Here is a 17766-nt window from a genome sequence, read left to right as displayed (position 1 = left end):
GGGGGTGGGGGCAAGACCTGATGTTAGTTCCTCCCACTCGTCCAGCAGGCTGGAGTCCACTTGGCGCACCAGTTCGCCCAACCAGGCAATCAGGTCCTCAAGGTCCTCGCGAAGGGAATCCTGGGGAACAGTCTGCCTCAGCGCACGGAAGCCATCGGCAAGGTAGCGCAGGACAATGCCCTCGGAGCGGGCCAATCCATAGAACTGCACAAACTCGCCAAAGTTCATGGCACGCTCGTACATATCCCGAATGATCGATTTCGGAGCAAGCTCAAAGTCACCCACCCAAGGGGCTGCTTTGCGGTAAACCTCGAACGCCTCGCCAAGAATTTCCGCCAAGGGCATGGGGTAGGTAACTTCGTCCAGCATGGCCATGCGCTGGTCATACTCAATACCGTCTGCCTTCATGGCGGCGACTGCCTCGCCTCTTGCCTTCTTCTGCTGGGCCGAGAGAATCTGGCGAGGCTTCTCAAGCGTGGACTCAATGACGGAGACTACATCCAAGGCGTAGGACGGAGACTCGGGATCAAGGAGTTCCAAGGCGGCAAGGGCAAAGGGGGAGAGGGGCTGGTTGAGGGCAAAGTTTGCCTGCAAATGCACAGTCAGCCGCACCGAGCGTCCCTCTGCCTCCTGTTCGTCGTCCGGAATGCGTTCCACCACACCCGCGGCCAACAATTCCCGGTAGATCCCTAAGGCTTTCTTCATCAGCCGGAGCTGCGCAGGGCGGCTCTCATGGTTCTCACTCAGCAACCGTCGGGTCGCTTGGAAGGGGTCGCCTGGCCGTTCCATCAGGTTCAGCAGCATCGCGTGGGTCACTGTGAAACTGGACGTCAGGGGCTCTGGAACAGACTCGACGAGCCGTTTGAAGGTGGGCTCGCCCCAGGACACAAACCCTTCCGGCGGCTTTTTCTTGACGACCTGGCGCAGTTTCTTCTGGTCGTCGCCAAATTTGGCGGTGGCCTTGGCCATGGCCTTGGTGTTTTCCACCACGTGATCCGGGGCCTGCACCACCACAGTCCCGGCGGTGTCGTACCCGGCACGGCCCGCACGGCCCGCAATCTGGTGGAACTCGCGCGAGTTCAGTGACCTGGTGCGTACGCCGTCGTACTTGCTCAAGGCAGTCAGCAGCACTGTCCGGATGGGCACGTTGATGCCCACTCCCAAAGTATCGGTTCCGCAGATGACTTTGAGGAGGCCGGCCTGGGCGAGCTGTTCCACCAAGCGGCGGTACTTGGGCAGCATGCCCGCGTGGTGGACGCCAATGCCGTGGCGGACAAGCCTGTTCAACGTCTTGCCGAAGCCGGCGGCGAACCTGAATCCGGCAATCAGCTCGGCGATCCTGTCCTTTTCGGCACGGCTGCACATGTTGATGCTCATGAGGTTCTGGGCACGCTCAATGGCTTCCGCCTGGCTGAAGTGAACCACATAAACGGGGACCTGCTTGGTGGAGAGCAGTTCTTCCAGCGTCTCGTGAACAGGGGTGAGGTGGTAGTAGTAATGCAGCGGAATGGGACGCTCCGCCGAACTCACAGTCGTGGTGCTCCGCCCGGTCAACTCTGTCAGGCCGGTCTCGAACCGGGAGACATCACCCAGAGTGGCCGACATCAGAAGGAACTGTGCCTGCGGAAGTTCCAGGAGCGGCACTTGCCATGCCCAGCCGCGCTGCGGGTCGGAATAGAAGTGGAACTCGTCCATGATCACGGAACCAAGCTCGGCCGAAGAGCCTTCACGGAGTGCAATGTTGGCGAGGATTTCCGCCGTGCAGCAAATGATGGGCGCGTCCTGGTTCACCCCGGAATCGCCGGTAATCATGCCAACGTTTTCTGCACCAAAGATCTCGCAAAGGGCAAAGAACTTTTCGGAGACCAGAGCCTTGATCGGCGCGGTGTAATAGCTCCGCTGGCCCCGCGCCATGGCCTCGAAGTGCGCTGCGATTGCTACCAGCGACTTACCGGATCCTGTGGGTGTGGCAAGGATGACGTTGGCGCCGGAGGCGAGTTCCATGATGGCCTCGTCCTGCGCAGGGTATAGCTGCAGCCCGCGGCCCTCAGTCCACTCCACGAACCGTGTGTAGATTTCGTCCGCGTCCAAGGGACCTGTTGCGGTGGAACCGGGAAGCTGCTCAAGAAGTTTCATTGGTTTCCAGCTTAGTGCCCGCACGGTTTAGGCTCAGCCCAGCAGGGATGCCAGACCCAAGGAGGCTTTCAATGAAGTGGGATCCGTCCAAATACGTGGAGTTCGGCAACCATCGCGACCGGCCATTCCATGACCTCGTCGCAAGGGTGCGTTCCGTGGAACCCGGGAAGGTGGTTGACCTTGGCTGCGGGCCAGGGAACCTGACCGCCACTCTGGCTGACCGCTGGCCAATGGCCAGGGTTGTGGGCATTGACTCCTCGGAGGACATGCTGCGCAAGGCGGATTCCCTTCGGCGCCAGGCACTTCCTCAGCACTCGCACGAACAACAGCCCGGCGGGTTGACCTTTGAGCAAGGTGACATCGCGGAGTGGTATCCGGACGCAGATACTGACGTGGTGGTCACCAATGCCGCCCTCCAATGGGTGCCCGGGCATCAGGAAATGCTGGCCGGCTGGCTTCGCCACCTCAAGCCAGGCGCGTGGTTTGCCATGCAGGTTCCGGGCAACTTCACCTCCCCTTCCCATACGCTTATGCGCCAATTGGCCGAATCCAGCGAGTGGTCCGGGCGGTTGAGCGGCGTGCTTCGGCACGATGGTGTGGTGGGCAGCCCTGCGGACTACTTGGGGATCATGCTCGACGCCGGATGTGCGGCAGACGCTTGGGAGACCACTTACCAACAAGTGCTGCAGGGGGAGGACCCGGTCCTTGAGTGGGTCCGCGGCACGGGGCTCCGTCCGGTGTTGGCTGCCCTGACGGCGGAGGAGGCTGCTGATTTCGAAGCCGAATATTCGGCCCTCCTCCGCGAGGCCTACCCTTCGACGAGCCACGGAACGGTCTTTCCGTTCCGGCGCATTTTCGCCGTAGCCCACAAGCCGGCATGAACAGGCAGAAATCATCGCAGTACGTAGTATTCACTTTCCCGCGCCGTGACGGCTTGTCCCTTCCCGGCGTCGCTGGTCTAATTCTCGGCATGGACCATGGACGCTTCGAACAACAGATGCCGCGGGTGGACCCGGCGCCGGACCGGAGTTCCCTGTGACTCCCACTGGAGATTTTCCGGGAAGCTGGCGCCCCAACACCGGCAGTGCTGTCGCCCTCTTTGAGCAGTTGAGACTGCGGATCATTGAACTCGTGGATGCCGGGGTCCTGGCCGTTGGCGCCAAGCTTCCTCCGGTTCGCAATCTGGCCGGGGTGCTGGACGTCGCCCCGCACACGGTGGCCCGGGCGTACAAGGAACTGGAGGCAGCCGGAGTCGTCGCTACGCGGGGGCGCAACGGCACCGTAGTCTGCGCGCGGGATGACCGCTGGGGAGCACTGGCGGGTGTCGCCGCGGAATACGCTGCCGCTGCCAAGGCGCAAGGCGCTTCGTTCGCCGAGGCCGTGCAGCTTCTCGCCGCGGCCTACGACGCCCACTGATACCGATCAGTAGCATGTGAGGCACGACATGGAAATTCGAAGAAGTTTTCGATTAGCATTGGTAGGTGCCCAAAGCCTTAGCTGAAGATACCGCCATGGACGCCTTGAACGGCGTCTCCGCCCTTTCCGATACCAAACCCGTCAAGCCGGATCTTTCCCGCTTGGTGGTCAAGGGTGCCCGGGAACATAATTTGCGCAACGTGGATCTTGATCTCCCGCGTGACGCAATGATCGTCTTCACAGGGCTTTCCGGTTCCGGCAAGTCATCCCTGGCCTTCGACACCATCTTCGCTGAAGGCCAGCGTCGCTATGTGGAGTCGCTGTCCGCGTACGCACGCCAGTTCCTCGGCCAAGTGGACAAACCTGATGTCGATTTCATCGAGGGCCTGTCGCCTGCGGTGTCCATTGACCAGAAGTCCACCAGCAAGAATCCGCGTTCAACGGTGGGCACCATCACCGAAATCTACGACTACATGCGTTTGTTGTGGGCGCGTGTAGGCCGTCCGCATTGTCCTGTTTGCGGCGAGCCCATCGCCCGTCAAACGCCCCAACAGATTGTGGATCAGCTCCTGGAGCTGGATCCGGGCACTCGATTCCAGGTCCTGGCACCCGTTGTTCGGGGCCGCAAGGGCGAATTTGTGGATCTCTTCAAGGAACTGACGGCCAAGGGCTATTCCCGCGCCCGCGTAGACGGCGAGCTGGTTCAGCTCAGCGATCCGCCCAAGCTCGGTAAACAGTTCAAGCACACCATTGAGGTTGTGGTGGACCGCCTTGTGGTCAAGGACGAGATCAGCCAACGACTCACCGACTCCGTGGAGACTGCACTGGGTCTCGCCGAGGGCCGCGTGCTGGTGGAGTTCGTGGACCTCGACGCCGAGGACCCCGCACGTATCCGCGCCTTCTCAGAGAACCTGGCATGCCCCAACGAGCACCCGCTGGCAATCGATGAGATCGAGCCCCGTTCATTCTCCTTCAACAATCCCTTTGGCGCCTGCTCTGCCTGCAGCGGCATCGGTACCCGGTTGGAAGTTGATGAAGAACTGATTGTTCCCAACCCTGAGCTCTCCCTGGGCGAGGGCGCCATAGCACCTTGGGCCCTCGGCACGGCCACTACGGAGTATTGGAATCGGCTCCTTGAAGGCTTGGCACATGAACTTGGCTTCTCCATGAAGACCTCGTGGGAGAAACTGCCCAAGGAGGTCCGGAATACGGTCCTCCACGGCAAGGACCACAAGGTTGTTGTTCAGTACAAAAACCGCTTTGGCCGTGAGCGTAAGTACAGCACGGGCTTTGAGGGTGCTATCCAGTACGTTCACCGCAAGCATGGGGAAACAGACTCCGACTGGGCACGCGACCGGTACGAAGAGTACATGCGCCAGATTCCCTGCCCCGAGTGCAACGGCGCCCGCCTTAACCCAGCCTCGCTGTCGGTGCTCATCAACGGCAAGTCGATCGCCGAGGTTGCAGCGTTGCCCATGCGTGAGTGCGCGGAGTTCCTGGGCAGCCTTACCCTGACCAGCAGGGAAGCCCAGATCGCCAACCAGGTCCTGAAGGAAATCCAGGCCCGGCTTACCTTCCTCCTGGACGTAGGTTTGGAGTACCTGAACCTCGAGCGCCCTTCAGGGACCCTGTCAGGCGGCGAAGCTCAGCGCATCCGATTGGCCACCCAGATTGGCTCGGGGCTGGTGGGTGTCCTTTACGTTTTGGATGAACCGTCCATTGGCTTGCACCAGCGCGATAACCGGCGGCTGATCGAGACACTCACCCGCCTCCGGGACCTCGGCAACACGCTGATCGTGGTGGAACACGACGAAGACACCATCCACGAGGCCGATTGGGTGGTGGACATCGGACCGGGCGCCGGCGAGCACGGTGGCCAGGTGGTGCACTCCGGTACCTACAAGGAGCTTCTGGAGAACACGGACTCACTGACGGGTGATTACCTGTCCGGACGCCGCAAGATTGACGTTCCCACCAAGCGCCGCAAGTATGACAAAAAGCGTGAACTCAAAGTTGTAGGTGCCAAGGAGAACAACCTCAACAATGTTGATGCCACGTTCCCCTTGGGACTTTTCACTGCGGTAACCGGCGTCAGCGGCTCCGGCAAGTCCACGCTGGTAAACGAGATCCTTTACAAGGTCCTCGCCAACAAACTCAACGGAGCCAAGCAGGTTGCCGGACGTCACCGCACGGTAGCCGGGCTCGAGCACCTTGACAAGGTGGTGCACGTTGATCAAAGCCCCATCGGCCGTACGCCCCGGTCCAACCCTGCCACCTACACCGGCGTCTTTGACAACATTCGGAAACTTTTCGCCGAGACCACCGAAGCCAAAGTCCGCGGTTATCAGCCTGGTCGCTTCTCCTTCAACGTCAAGGGCGGGCGCTGCGAAGCCTGTTCGGGCGACGGCACGTTGAAGATCGAAATGAACTTCCTGCCGGATGTCTACGTTCCCTGCGAAGTGTGCCACGGCGCCAGGTACAACCGGGAAACCCTCGAGGTTCACTACAAGGGCAAGACCATTGCCGACGTCCTGAACATGCCCATCGAGGAAGGTGCCGAGTTCTTCGCTGCCTTCACCCCCATTGCACGGCACTTGAACACCCTGGTGGACGTGGGCCTTGGCTACGTCAGGCTTGGCCAACCCGCAACCACATTGTCGGGCGGTGAGGCCCAGCGCGTGAAGCTTGCAGCCGAGCTCCAGAAGCGCTCCAACGGGCGCAGCATCTACGTCCTTGATGAGCCCACCACGGGCCTGCACTTTGAGGACATCCGGAAGCTGCTCATGGTTCTTCAGGGCTTGGTGGACAAGGGCAACACCGTGATCACCATTGAACACAACCTTGACGTCATCAAGTCCGCGGACTGGATTGTGGATCTTGGCCCCAACGGTGGTTCCGGCGGCGGAAAGATCGTGGCCACGGGAACACCGGAACAGGTGGCCAAATCCACTGAGAGCCACACGGCGACCTTCCTGGCTGAGATTCTCGGATAGTTATCCACGGGCCCCTGAAGGCCACAGCAGGAATATCTTCAGGACGTTGGAAGTATTCCGGTAGCGGCATGCGAGTTTCAGGCATGCCGCTACTCGTGAGAAACTAACCCGGTGACTCAAACAACGGTGCCCGTAATATTCGATCTGGACGGCACCCTTGTCGATCCTGCCGGCGGTATCACAGGAGGCATTTCTGCGGCCCTCCGGGAAATGGACCTCCCCGTTCCGGAACAAGCCGTGCTGAATTCCATGGTGGGTCCCAAACTCAGCGATTCCCTTCTGCATTTGGCGAATGTCCCCGGTGAATTGGTGGATGAGACCATTGAGCGATACCGGAGCCATTACAGGGAAACCGGTATTGGCCAGAGCAAGCTGTACCCCGGGATCTTTGACCTCCTTGAATTCTTCGCTGAGACCGGCAGGCCCGTAGCGGTCGCAACACAAAAGCCACAGTCCATTGCACGGCTGGTGCTGGAGCACCACAAAATTGCTGACTTCTTTGTTTCCATTCGTGGGGCCGCAGACGACGAATCCCTGGGGGCCAATACGGCGCCGGGCAAGGTTGAGATCGTCGGTGCCGCATTGAAGGACCTTCACTCGCAGCCTGCCGTCATGGTGGGGGACCGGCACCAGGATGTCGCTGGCGCCCTGGCCAACGGCTTGGACTGCATCGGCGTGAGCTGGGGGTTCGCATCCGAGGGTGAACTTGAGGAAGCCGGAGCAGTGGCCGTTGTAAGTACCGCCCTTGAACTGCGCACCAAAATTGAAGAACTTGACGCTGTCCGTACGGCAGCCCTGAGCGAGGTACAAAACGATGGCAGTCTTTGATGCGATCCGGTGGACAACCCGTGGCCTGATTTCCTCCACATGCCGGCCTACTGTCATTGGACTGGAGAACGTTCCCAAGGATGGACCGTTCATTGTTGCCCCCAACCATCTCTCCTTCCTGGACAGTGTCATTGTCCAGGCGCTGATGCCCCGCCCTGTAGCCTTTTTCGCCAAAGCAGAATATTTCACCACCAAGGGCGTCAAAGGTGCCGTGATGAAGTCGTTCTTCGAGGCTGTGGGTTCCATTCCCGTTGAGCGCGGCGAACAGGCGGCCAGCGTACAGGCGCTCAAGACGCTGCTGGACATCCTGGAGTCCGGGAAGGGCATCGGCATTTACCCTGAGGGCACCCGGTCCCGGGACGGCATTCTGTACCGCGGCAGGACGGGAGTGGGCTGGCTTGCCCTCACGACAGGTGCTCCGGTTATTCCGGTGGGCCTGATCGGTACTGAGAAGCTGCAACCTGCGGACAAGAACGCGGTGCGCCCCCAACACTTCACCATGAAGGTGGGCGAGCCTCTCTACTTCGACAAGACCGGCCCGGACCATTCGCTGCCGGCCAGGCGCGAAGTCACTGACAAGATCATGGATGCCATTGCCGTGCTCAGCGGGCAGGAACGGTCCACCAGCTATAACCAGAGCAAGTCTGTCGACTGATCTTCGGAACGCAGGGTACCCGGAAGGCCGCAGCATGCAGCCAGTGGCAATGACTGTCGTTCCGGTTCACTAGACTGGAAACGTGGCAGATCCAGCAAGTTACCGGCCCCAAACGGGTGAAATTCCCACCACCCCGGGCGTCTACCGTTTCCGCGACCCCCATGGACGGGTCATCTATGTAGGCAAGGCAAAGAACCTCCGTTCAAGGCTGAATTCATATTTCGCCAACCCTGCAGGTCTTCTCCCCAAGACCCATGCAATGGTCCACGCGGCCAGCAGCGTTGAATGGACCGTGGTGGGCAGCGAGCTGGAATCGTTGCAGTTGGAATACACCTGGATCAAGGAATTCAAGCCACGGTTCAATGTGGTGTTCCGGGATGACAAAACGTATCCCTACCTTGCCGTAACCATGGGTGAGAAGTACCCCAGGGTGCAGGTAATGCGTGGCGAAAGAAGGAAAGGCACCCGGTACTTCGGCCCCTATACAGCCGGCGCCATCAGGGAAACCATGGACACACTCCTACGGGTCTTTCCTGTGCGGAGCTGCAGCGCAGGAGTCTTCAAGCGGGCCGAGTCCAGCGGAAGGCCCTGCCTTCTGGGATATATCGACAAATGTTCGGCACCCTGCGTTGGACGCGTTACACCGGATGAGCACCGTGGGCTTGCAGAGGACTTCTGTTCTTTCATGGGCGGGGAAGCCAAACGTTTCATTGGCCGGCTCGAAAAGGACATGTCTGCCGCCGTAGCGGAACTGGACTATGAGCGGGCTGCCGGGCTCCGGGACGACATCATCGCACTCCGCAAGGTCTTTGAGCGCAACGCCGTGGTCCTCGCCGAGGATACCGATGCGGATGTCTTTGCCCTCCACGAGGATGAACTGGAAGCTTCCGTACAGGTGTTCCACGTTCGCGGCGGCCGGGTCCGCGGGCAACGCGGCTGGGTGGTGGAAAAAGTAGAGGACGCCACGACGCCGGAGCTCATCGAACATTTGCTGCAACAGGTGTACGGGGAAGACAGCGAGGTTCAAGGCCGTATTCCACGTGAGGTACTGGTCCCACAGAACCCCAGCAACCATGCTGAACTGGCCGAATGGCTGGGTGGCTTGCGTGGAGCCCGCGTTGACATTCGGGTCCCGCAGCGCGGTGACAAGGCCGCTTTGATGTCCACAGTGCGTGATAACGCAGAGCAAGCCCTCAAGCTTCACAAGACCCGGCGCGCAGGCGACATTACCGTCCGGTCCCTTGCGCTCCAGGAGCTGCAGGAGGCCCTGGAGATTCCGGTTCCGCTGCTGAGGATCGAGTGCTTCGATATTTCCCACGTCCAGGGGACCAATGTGGTGGCTTCCATGGTGGTGGTGGAAGACGGACTGCCCAAGAAGTCGGACTACCGAAAATTTTCCATTACGGGCCCTGCAGCTTCCGACGATACTGCGGCCATGCACGACGTCCTTACCCGTCGCTTCAGGCACTACCTGACGGACAAAGCGGCCCAGGTCCCCATCGTTTCCGGGGAGATCATCAACCCGACGCGAAGTGTCGCCAAAAGCAGCGCCGACCTTCCGCCGTCGGACGCTGAAGTACCCGCCCCGAAGGCCAAGTTCGCCTACCCGCCCAACCTCGTAGTGGTGGACGGCGGGCAGCCGCAGGTCAATGCGGCTGCGCGCGCCCTGGCGGAATTGGGCATTGATGACGTGTACGTGGTGGGTCTGGCCAAGAGGCTCGAAGAAGTGTGGCTGCCTGACAGTGACTTCCCCGTGATCCTGCCCAGAACGTCACAAGGGCTATACCTGCTGCAGCGGATCCGTGACGAAGCCCACCGGTTCGCCATTACGTTCCACCGGCAGAAGCGCGGCAAGGCGATGACGGTTTCGGCCCTGGACGGCGTTCCCGGCTTGGGTGAGGCCAAACGCAAGGCCCTTGTGGCACACTTTGGCTCGCTCAAAAAGATTAAAGCCGCGTCAGTGGAAGAGCTGACGGAAGCCAAGGGAATCGGACCGGCGCTGGCGGCCGCAGTGGTGCAGCACCTTGGTGTTGCTGCTGATACAGGTGAATCGGCACCTGCGGTGAACATGACTACCGGCGAAATCCTTGAATCTTAGCTAGGGTAAGAACTTGGCCGGTCGGCGCAATTGTGCTGCCGGGCGCTTGTAACCGGCAGCTTGCTCCACTGCGCCCCAAGCGGCCACCACGATCTTTTTTCCAATGACCACTTCCTACGAAACGGGGACAACTGATGGATGAGGCTACGGCAGGGTCCGGCACGGAGCAGGACGGCCTGACCCCCGTCAAGCCACCAGAAGCGGAGTTGCTGGTGGTAACCGGCATGTCGGGTGCCGGACGCAGCACCGCCTCTGACGCCCTGGAGGATCACGGTTGGTACGTAGTGGACAATCTTCCTCCGCAGATGCTGGGCACGTTGGCCGAAATTGTGTCGCATGCGCCCAAGTCGATTCCCAAGCTGGCTGTAGTGGTGGACGTTCGCAGCAAGGACCTCTTCACAGACATCCAGACTGCATTGGGGGCGCTGAGTGCCAGTGGCATCACTTTCCGGGTACTTTTCCTGGACGCCAACGACGACGTCCTGGTCCGCCGTTTCGAGCAGGGCCGCCGCCCGCATCCCTTGCAGGGCGGCGGGAGGATCCTTGACGGGATCGGGATAGAGCGTGAGGTCCTGCGCGAACTGCGCGAACATGCCGACGTCGTGCTGGACACCTCGGACTTCAACGTCCACGGCCTGGCCACTGCCATCACGGAACTTTTCAGCGATACGGGGCCAGTGACACTTCGCCTTAACGTCATGAGCTTTGGTTTCAAGTATGGGCTGCCGGTGGATGCGAACTTCGTAGCGGACGCCCGCTTTATCCCGAACCCCCACTGGGTGCCCCAGCTTCGGCCGCACACCGGCTTGGACCAGGACGTCAGCGACTACGTCCTTGGCGCGGACGGGGTCCAGGAATTTGTGGACCGCTACGTACGGGCTCTGGAACCGGTGTTGGATGGTTACCGCCAGGAAAACAAGCATTACGCCACGCTGGCTGTCGGTTGTACCGGCGGTAAGCACCGCTCAGTGGCTGTCACCATGGAACTTTCAAAGCGCCTGGCGCAGTACCCTCGTGTCACCGTGACCACCACCCACCGCGACCTGGGACGCGAATAGTGGGGGTTCTGACGGGACCGCTCCCGCTCATCCCGCCCAAGGGCGTTCCCGGCAGCCAGCAAAAGAAGAGCCCGTCTGTGGTGGCCCTCGGAGGGGGTCATGGCCTGGCGGCTTCGCTGTCCGCTCTGCGGCTGCTCACCTCCGAGCTGACGGCGATCGTCACAGTGGCTGACGACGGCGGCAGCTCCGGGCGCCTGCGTGATGAGTACGGCGTCCTCCCGCCCGGAGACCTGCGGATGGCGCTGAGTGCCCTCTGTGATGACACGGACTGGGGCCGGACCTGGCGTGACGTCATGCAACACCGCTTCGAGGCAGGCTCAGCCAAGGGCGGTTCGCTGGACAACCATGCCATGGGCAATCTGCTCATCGTTACACTGTGGGAACTGTTGGGGGACACTGTTGCCGGCCTGAAGTGGGCAGGAGCCCTGCTGGGTGCCCGTGGACAGGTGCTTCCCATGTCCAGCGTTCCGCTCACCATCGAGGGCAAGACCCGTGTGGAGCTGCCGGATGGTGGCCATGAACTGCGGAGTGTTCGGGGGCAGGCCAAATGTGCTGTGGCCGGGAAGTTGGAAGAGGTCAGGCTCCTGCCTGAAGCCGCTCCGGCCTGCACCGAGGCTCTTACGGCGATTGAGCTTGCCGATTGGGTCATCCTGGGCCCCGGCTCCTGGTACACATCGGTTCTGCCGCATCTGCTCTTGCCTGAGCTTCGGCGCGCACTGGGGGACACGGCCGCCAAACGCTGCCTCACCATGAACCTGGACGTCGAAACCAAGGAAACCTCCGGCATGACGGCAGCGGATCACCTGGACGTCCTGCGCCGATATGCGCCGGAGTTCACGGTGGACGTAGTCCTGGCCGATCCTGCCGCCGTGCAGGATCTTAAGGCCTTTGAGAAGGCGGCAGCGATGATCGGCGCCGAAGTGGTGTTGGGTAGAGTAGGGGCGTCGAGGCGCCGCCCCGTCCATGATCCACTGCTGTTGGCAGCGGCGTACCACGATATTTTCGGGAACAGTTAGGAACACGCGATGGCACTTACTGCGTCGGTCAAGGACGAACTGTCCCGGCTGGACATCAAGAAATCTTCGGTCCGCAAGGCGGAAGTTTCGGCAATGCTTCGTTTTGCGGGCGGTTTGCACATTATCTCGGGACGGATCGTCATCGAGGCCGAAGTGGACCTCGCTTCCACGGCGCGCCGCCTCCGGGCAGCGATCGCCGAAGTTTATGGACATCAGAGCGAAATCATCGTTGTTTCCGGCGGCGGTTTGCGCCGGGGGAGCCGCTACGTTGTCCGGGTTGTCCGTGACGGGGAGGCACTTGCCCGCCAAACGGGCTTGCTGGATGGCCGCGGACGCCCTGTCAGGGGTCTTCCGTCGGCGGTCGTCAATGGTTCGGCAGCCGATGCCGAGGCAGTGTGGCGTGGTGCTTTTCTGGCCCACGGTTCACTGACGGAACCGGGACGCTCCTCCTCCCTTGAAGTGACGTGTCCCGGACCTGAATCCGCACTGGCACTGGTCGGTGCAGCCCGCCGCCTGGGGATCCAAGCCAAGGCCCGCGAGGTGCGCGGTGTTGACCGGGTGGTCATCCGCGACGGCGACACCATCGCTGCCCTCCTCACCCGAATGGGCGCCCATGACGCCCTTATGGTGTGGGAAGAACGGCGCATGCGAAAGGAAGTCCGGGCCACAGCCAACAGGCTTGCCAACTTTGATGACGCCAACCTTCGCCGTTCAGCGCAAGCCGCTGTAGCAGCGGGTGCCCGGGTGGACCGTGCTCTGGAGATCCTGGGAGATGACGTCCCGGACCACCTCAAATACGCCGGCGAGCTCCGGGTGGCCCACAAGCAGGCGAGCCTGGATGAACTGGGCCGCCTCGCCGATCCGCCCATGACCAAGGACGCAATAGCGGGACGTATCCGCCGGCTTCTGGCCATGGCAGACAAACGCGCGTTGGATTTGGGCATCCCGGGCACGGAGGCAAATGTGACTCCTGAAATGATGGACGAGTAGCTCACACCCATAGAATCGAAAACGTGCGGAGGAAATACTGCAAGGCAACCGCGGGTTGTTCCCCGTGGAGGCAAGATGCAGTCTTCTTCGCCAAGGATTTCCGGCCGGCCCGCTGGCCGGATGACATAACGAGAGTTACCAACCGGACGTCAGTCCACTACATTGGAGGATTTCGTGACAGAGTACGTTCTGCCCGAGCTCGGCTACGACTACGCAGCACTCGAGCCGCACATTTCGGCAAAAATCATGGAGCTGCACCACAGCAAGCACCATGCGGCCTACGTTGCAGGCGCCAACAACGCCCTCTCCCAGCTGGCCGATGCGCGCGAGAAGAATGATTTCGCCAACATCAACCGCCTCTCCAAGGACCTCGCATTCCACACCGGCGGTCACATCAACCACTCCGTGTTCTGGAACAACATCTCCCCGGACGGCGGCGACAAGCCTGAGGGCGAACTGGCTGCTGCCATCGATGACGCCTTTGGTTCCTTCGATGCTTTCCGTGCACAGTTCAGCGCCGCTGCGCTTGGCCTGCAGGGTTCCGGTTGGGCTTTCCTGGCTTACGAGCCCATCGGTGGAAACCTGCTCATCGAACAGCTTTACGATCAGCAGGGCAACGTGGCAGTGGGCACCACCCCGCTGCTGATGCTGGACATGTGGGAGCACGCCTTCTACCTGGACTACGTCAACGTCAAGGCTGACTACGTCAAGGCATTCTGGAACATCGTCAACTGGGTGGACGTCGCCAAGCGCTTCGAAGCTGCACGCGCCAACGCCACGGGCCTCATCGTCCTCTAAGTGGTGAGATCCGGTTCACGCGGATGTAATAAAAGTCACCTTTAGCGTGAATTAGGGCGAAATGCTGAAAAGCCTGCCTCCGCAGTTGCGGGGGCAGGCTTAGTTAAACGTAAGATGGATCACGGAAGGCGGTTAGCCTTCAGCAATGTGGCTGGTCGCCCTCCGATCTGATAATCACCTCTGCCCAACGGCGTGCGGGGTCTGTTAGTTGGAAATATTTGATCCGACTCACTAGGCGTGCTTGCAAGAGCACCAAGGAGATTGACACATAGTGACCACCCGTATTGGTATCAACGGCTTCGGCCGCATCGGCCGTAACTACTTCCGCGCAGCACTGGCCCAGGGCGCAGACCTTGAGATCGTGGCAGTCAACGACCTCACCAGCCCCGAGACCCTCGCGCACCTCCTGAAGTACGACTCCGTGGGCGGCCGTCTGGCCCAGACTGTGGAAGTTGTGGATGGAAACCTGGTAGTCGACGGCAAGTCCATCAAGGTCCTTGCTGAGCGCGATCCCGCCAACCTCCCCTGGGGCGAACTGGGCGTCGACATCGTCATCGAATCCACCGGTTTCTTCACCAAGGCCGCGGCAGCGCAGAAGCACATCGACGCCGGAGCCAAGAAGGTCCTTATCTCCGCACCCGCCAGCGACGAAGACATCACGATCGTCATGGGCGTGAATCACGATCTTTACGATCCTGCAGCGCACAACATCATCTCCAACGCGTCCTGCACCACCAACTGCCTCGGCCCGCTGGCCAAGGTTGTCAACGACGCCTTCGGCATCGAGCGTGGCCTCATGACCACGGTCCACGCTTACACGGCTGACCAGAACCTGCAAGACGGCCCCCACGGCGACCTCCGCCGTGCCCGCGCTGCCGCCATCAACATGGTTCCCACTTCCACCGGCGCGGCCAAGGCAATCGGCCTGGTCCTGCCGGAACTCAAGGGCAAGCTCGACGGCTACGCCATCCGTGTTCCCGTGCCCACCGGCTCGGCAACCGACCTCACGGTCACTGTTTCCCGCGAAGTCACGGTCGAGGAAGTCAACGCCGCTGTGAAGGCTGCCGCAGAGTCCGAGCAGTGGGCCGGCATCCTGTCCTACACCGACGCCCCGATCGTCTCTTCCGACATCGTCGGAGACCCCGCTTCGTCCATCTTCGATTCCGGCCTCACCAAGGTCATCGGCAACCAGGTCAAGGTTGTTTCCTGGTATGACAACGAGTGGGGTTACTCCAACCGCCTCGTAGACCTCACGGAGCTCGTCGCATCCAAGCTGGGCTAGGGTAGACACATGACATCTCACACCCTCAACGAACTCATCGCTGAAGGTGTCCGCGGGCGGTACATTCTGGTCAGAAGTGACCTGAATGTGCCGCTCGACGGCTCTGCAGTGACCGACGACGGCCGCATCAAGGCCTCCCTTCCGGTCCTCAAGAAGCTCTCGGACGCCGGTGCCCGTGTGCTCGTAACCGCCCACCTCGGCCGCCCCAAGGGTGCCCCCGAGGACAAGTACTCCCTGAAGCCCGCTGCCGCCCGCCTGGCCGAGCTTGCGGACTTCAAGGTCCAGCTGGCCGAAGACACGGTGGGGGACTCCGCCAAGGAGCTTGCAGCCGCCCTCCAGGACGGTGAAGTCCTCGTCCTGGAAAATGTTCGGTTCGATGCCCGCGAGACCAGCAAGGACGACGCCGAGCGCGGCGCCTTCGCTGACGAGCTGGTTGCCCTCACCGGAAGCAACGGCGCATTCGTCGACGACGCCTTCGGCGCTGTCCACCGCAAGCACGCCAGCGTATTCGACGTCGCGACCCGGTTGCCGTCATATCTGGGCGATCTTGTCCACACCGAAGTTGAGGTTCTCCGGAAACTCACCACGGATACTCAGCGCCCTTACGTCGTTGTTCTTGGCGGCTCCAAGGTTTCAGACAAGCTGGCTGTCATTGACAACCTGCTGGGCAAGGCTGACACCATCCTGGTGGGCGGCGGTATGCTTTTCACCTTCCTGGCAGCAGCCGGACACAAGGTTGCGGGCAGTCTCCTCGAGCAAGACCAGATTCCTGTCGTCCAGGATTACCTCAAGCGCGCATCCGATGCGGGTACCTCCTTCGTGATCCCCACAGACGTAGTGGTCGCCAGCCGTTTCGCTGCCGATGCTGAGCATGAGGTCGTCAAGGCAGACGCGATTGAAGACAGCCGTTTCGGTGCTTCCGGAATCGGCCTTGATATCGGCCCGGAATCAGCATCTGCATTCGCAGCCCAGATCGAAGGGGCAAAGACCGTGTTCTGGAACGGCCCCATGGGTGTCTTCGAGTTCGAAGCCTTCGCCAGTGGTACGCGCGCCATTGCGCAGGCCTTGACGGATACGGTTGCCTTCACGGTGGTTGGCGGCGGAGACTCCGCAGCAGCCGTTCGCACCCTCGGTTTCGAGGATTCCCAGTTCGGCCATATCTCCACCGGGGGCGGCGCCAGCCTGGAATACCTTGAAGGCAAGGAACTTCCCGGCCTGAGCGTCCTGGACCGCTAAGCATCAACCGGCCGGCAGGGCGCCACCTGCGTCCTGCCGGCCGTTCCATTTCTCAACGCATTTCTTTGGAGTTCATGTGACTACCTCTGCCAATGGCAATTTCGTCCGCAAACCCTTCATCGCCGGCAACTGGAAGATGAACATGGACCACGTCCAGGGCATCACGTTGCTGCAGAAGCTGGCCTGGACACTGTCCGATGCCAAGCACGATTACAGCCGTGCAGAGGTGGCCGTCTTCCCTCCGTTCACCGACCTCCGGGGCGTCCAAACCCTGGTCCAGGGTGACGAGCTGGAAGTTGTCTACGGCGGCCAGGACCTTTCCCAGTTCGATTCCGGCGCCTACACAGGTGACATTTCCGGACAGTTCCTGAGCAAGTTGGGTTGTGCCTACGTCCTGGTGGGCCACAGCGAACGCCGTACCATTCACAACGAGTCCGACGCAGTCTTGAATGCCAAGGTCAAGGCTGCTTTCCGTCACGGGGTCACTCCGGTTCTTTGTGTCGGCGAGGGTCTTGAAGTCCGTCAGGCCGGGACCCACGTAGAGCACACACTGGCCCAGCTGCGCGCCGGAGTAGAAGGACTCACCGCTGAGCAGGCATCCGAACTTGTGGTTGCTTACGAGCCCGTCTGGGCGATCGGTACGGGCGAAGTCGCAGGGCCCGAAGACGCCCAGGAAATGTGCGCTGCCATCCGTGCCGAGCTGGCCGAACTCTTCGACCAAAGCGTCGCAGCGAAGACCCGCCTTTTGTATGGTGGTTCCGTCAAGGCCAACAATGCTGCAGCCATCATGGCTGAAAGCGATGTAGACGGATTGCTTGTGGGTGGCGCCAGCCTGGACCCCGCCGAGTTTGCTAACATTGTCAGGTTCGAGAGCCACCTCGTCACGGACTAGTCCGGCTCCCGTTTTCCGCTTCTTCGAAAGGCCGTCGTGGACGTTCTTCAAGTCATTCTGCAGATACTGCTGGGCATCACCAGCCTCCTGCTGACGCTGCTCATCCTCCTGCACAAGGGACGTGGCGGCGGTTTGTCCGACATGTTCGGTGGCGGAATGAGCTCGGGATTGAGTTCGTCCGGCGTAGCCGAGCGTAACCTTAACCGCTTCACCATCATTCTTGGCATCACGTGGGGAGCCGTGATCATCGGCTTGGGCCTGATCATGCGATTTACCTCGGGTGGCGACTCTTAGTCATTCCGCGAAAGGGAGGCTCCGTAAAAGGAGCCTCCCTTTTTCTTTGCCCATGCCACCCACAGCTACTGCCG

At 61.0% G+C, this 17766-nt stretch carries 15 protein-coding genes; 14 read left to right on the top strand and 1 reads right to left on the bottom strand.

Annotation, left to right across the window (positions count from 1 at the left end; translation table 11 throughout):
- Positions 1-2136, bottom strand: a 2136-nt coding sequence (locus tag BACI9J_RS10200) for a DEAD/DEAH box helicase (protein WP_236558645.1), incomplete at its 3' end; no start/stop codon positions are given.
- A gap of 71 nt (positions 2137-2207) precedes the next feature.
- Between BACI9J_RS10200 and BACI9J_RS10195 the strand changes: the two genes are divergently transcribed.
- The 14 genes from BACI9J_RS10195 (at position 2208) to secG (ending at position 17692) form a co-directional block, all read left to right on the top strand.
- Positions 2208-3017 carry a trans-aconitate 2-methyltransferase gene (locus BACI9J_RS10195; protein WP_159734267.1) on the top strand — a complete coding sequence of 270 codons (810 nt, stop codon included), beginning with the start codon at positions 2208-2210 and terminating at the stop codon, positions 3015-3017.
- A 154-nt stretch (positions 3018-3171) separates the two neighbouring features.
- Positions 3172-3552, top strand: coding sequence for a GntR family transcriptional regulator (locus BACI9J_RS10190; RefSeq protein WP_159734266.1), 381 nt, complete (start codon positions 3172-3174; stop codon positions 3550-3552).
- A gap of 65 nt (positions 3553-3617) precedes the next feature.
- Positions 3618-6545, top strand: a complete 2928-nt coding sequence (gene uvrA / locus BACI9J_RS10185) for an excinuclease ABC subunit UvrA (RefSeq protein WP_159734265.1) — start codon at positions 3618-3620, stop codon at positions 6543-6545.
- A gap of 111 nt (positions 6546-6656) precedes the next feature.
- Positions 6657-7373 (top strand): HAD hydrolase-like protein, encoded by a 717-nt coding sequence (locus BACI9J_RS10180; RefSeq protein ID WP_159734264.1) that lies wholly within the window; start codon positions 6657-6659, stop codon positions 7371-7373.
- The gene (locus BACI9J_RS10175) at positions 7360-8028 is read left to right on the top strand and encodes a lysophospholipid acyltransferase family protein (RefSeq protein WP_142939241.1); all 669 of its coding nucleotides are present in this window, start codon (positions 7360-7362) and stop codon (positions 8026-8028) included. The genes BACI9J_RS10180 and BACI9J_RS10175 overlap by 14 nt, the downstream gene beginning before the upstream one ends.
- An 82-nt stretch (positions 8029-8110) precedes the next feature.
- On the top strand, positions 8111-10126 hold the full coding sequence (gene uvrC / locus BACI9J_RS10170) for an excinuclease ABC subunit UvrC (RefSeq protein ID WP_159734263.1): 2016 nt from the start codon (positions 8111-8113) through the stop codon (positions 10124-10126).
- A gap of 134 nt (positions 10127-10260) precedes the next feature.
- A complete protein-coding gene (gene rapZ, locus BACI9J_RS10165; protein WP_159734262.1) occupies positions 10261-11184 on the top strand; it encodes an RNase adapter RapZ in 924 nt (307 codons plus the stop codon).
- Positions 11184-12200 (top strand): gluconeogenesis factor YvcK family protein, encoded by a 1017-nt coding sequence (locus BACI9J_RS10160; RefSeq protein ID WP_159734261.1) that lies wholly within the window; start codon positions 11184-11186, stop codon positions 12198-12200. Before rapZ ends, BACI9J_RS10160 begins: the two co-directional genes overlap by 1 nt.
- A gap of 9 nt (positions 12201-12209) precedes the next feature.
- On the top strand, positions 12210-13190 hold the full coding sequence (gene whiA / locus BACI9J_RS10155) for a DNA-binding protein WhiA (protein WP_017198459.1): 981 nt from the start codon (positions 12210-12212) through the stop codon (positions 13188-13190).
- 174 nt (positions 13191-13364) lie between these two features.
- On the top strand, positions 13365-13988 hold the full coding sequence (locus BACI9J_RS10150) for a superoxide dismutase (protein WP_159734260.1): 624 nt from the start codon (positions 13365-13367) through the stop codon (positions 13986-13988).
- A 271-nt stretch (positions 13989-14259) separates the two neighbouring features.
- Positions 14260-15270, top strand: a complete 1011-nt coding sequence (gap, locus tag BACI9J_RS10145; RefSeq protein WP_141284130.1) for a type I glyceraldehyde-3-phosphate dehydrogenase — start codon at positions 14260-14262, stop codon at positions 15268-15270.
- Positions 15271-15279: 9 nt separating this feature from the next.
- A complete protein-coding gene (locus BACI9J_RS10140) occupies positions 15280-16506 on the top strand; it encodes a phosphoglycerate kinase (protein WP_159734259.1) in 1227 nt (408 codons plus the stop codon).
- Positions 16507-16582: 76 nt separating this feature from the next.
- A complete protein-coding gene (gene tpiA / locus BACI9J_RS10135) occupies positions 16583-17398 on the top strand; it encodes a triose-phosphate isomerase (protein ID WP_159734258.1) in 816 nt (271 codons plus the stop codon).
- 36 nt (positions 17399-17434) lie between these two features.
- The gene (gene secG / locus BACI9J_RS10130; protein ID WP_024821019.1) at positions 17435-17692 is read left to right on the top strand and encodes a preprotein translocase subunit SecG; all 258 of its coding nucleotides are present in this window, start codon (positions 17435-17437) and stop codon (positions 17690-17692) included.
- Positions 17693-17766: the final 74 nt, after the last annotated feature.

Source organism: Arthrobacter sp. 9V (genome assembly GCF_902506065.1).
GTDB lineage: Bacteria > Actinomycetota > Actinomycetes > Actinomycetales > Micrococcaceae > Arthrobacter.
This window is presented reverse-complemented; position numbering and strand designations above follow the sequence as displayed.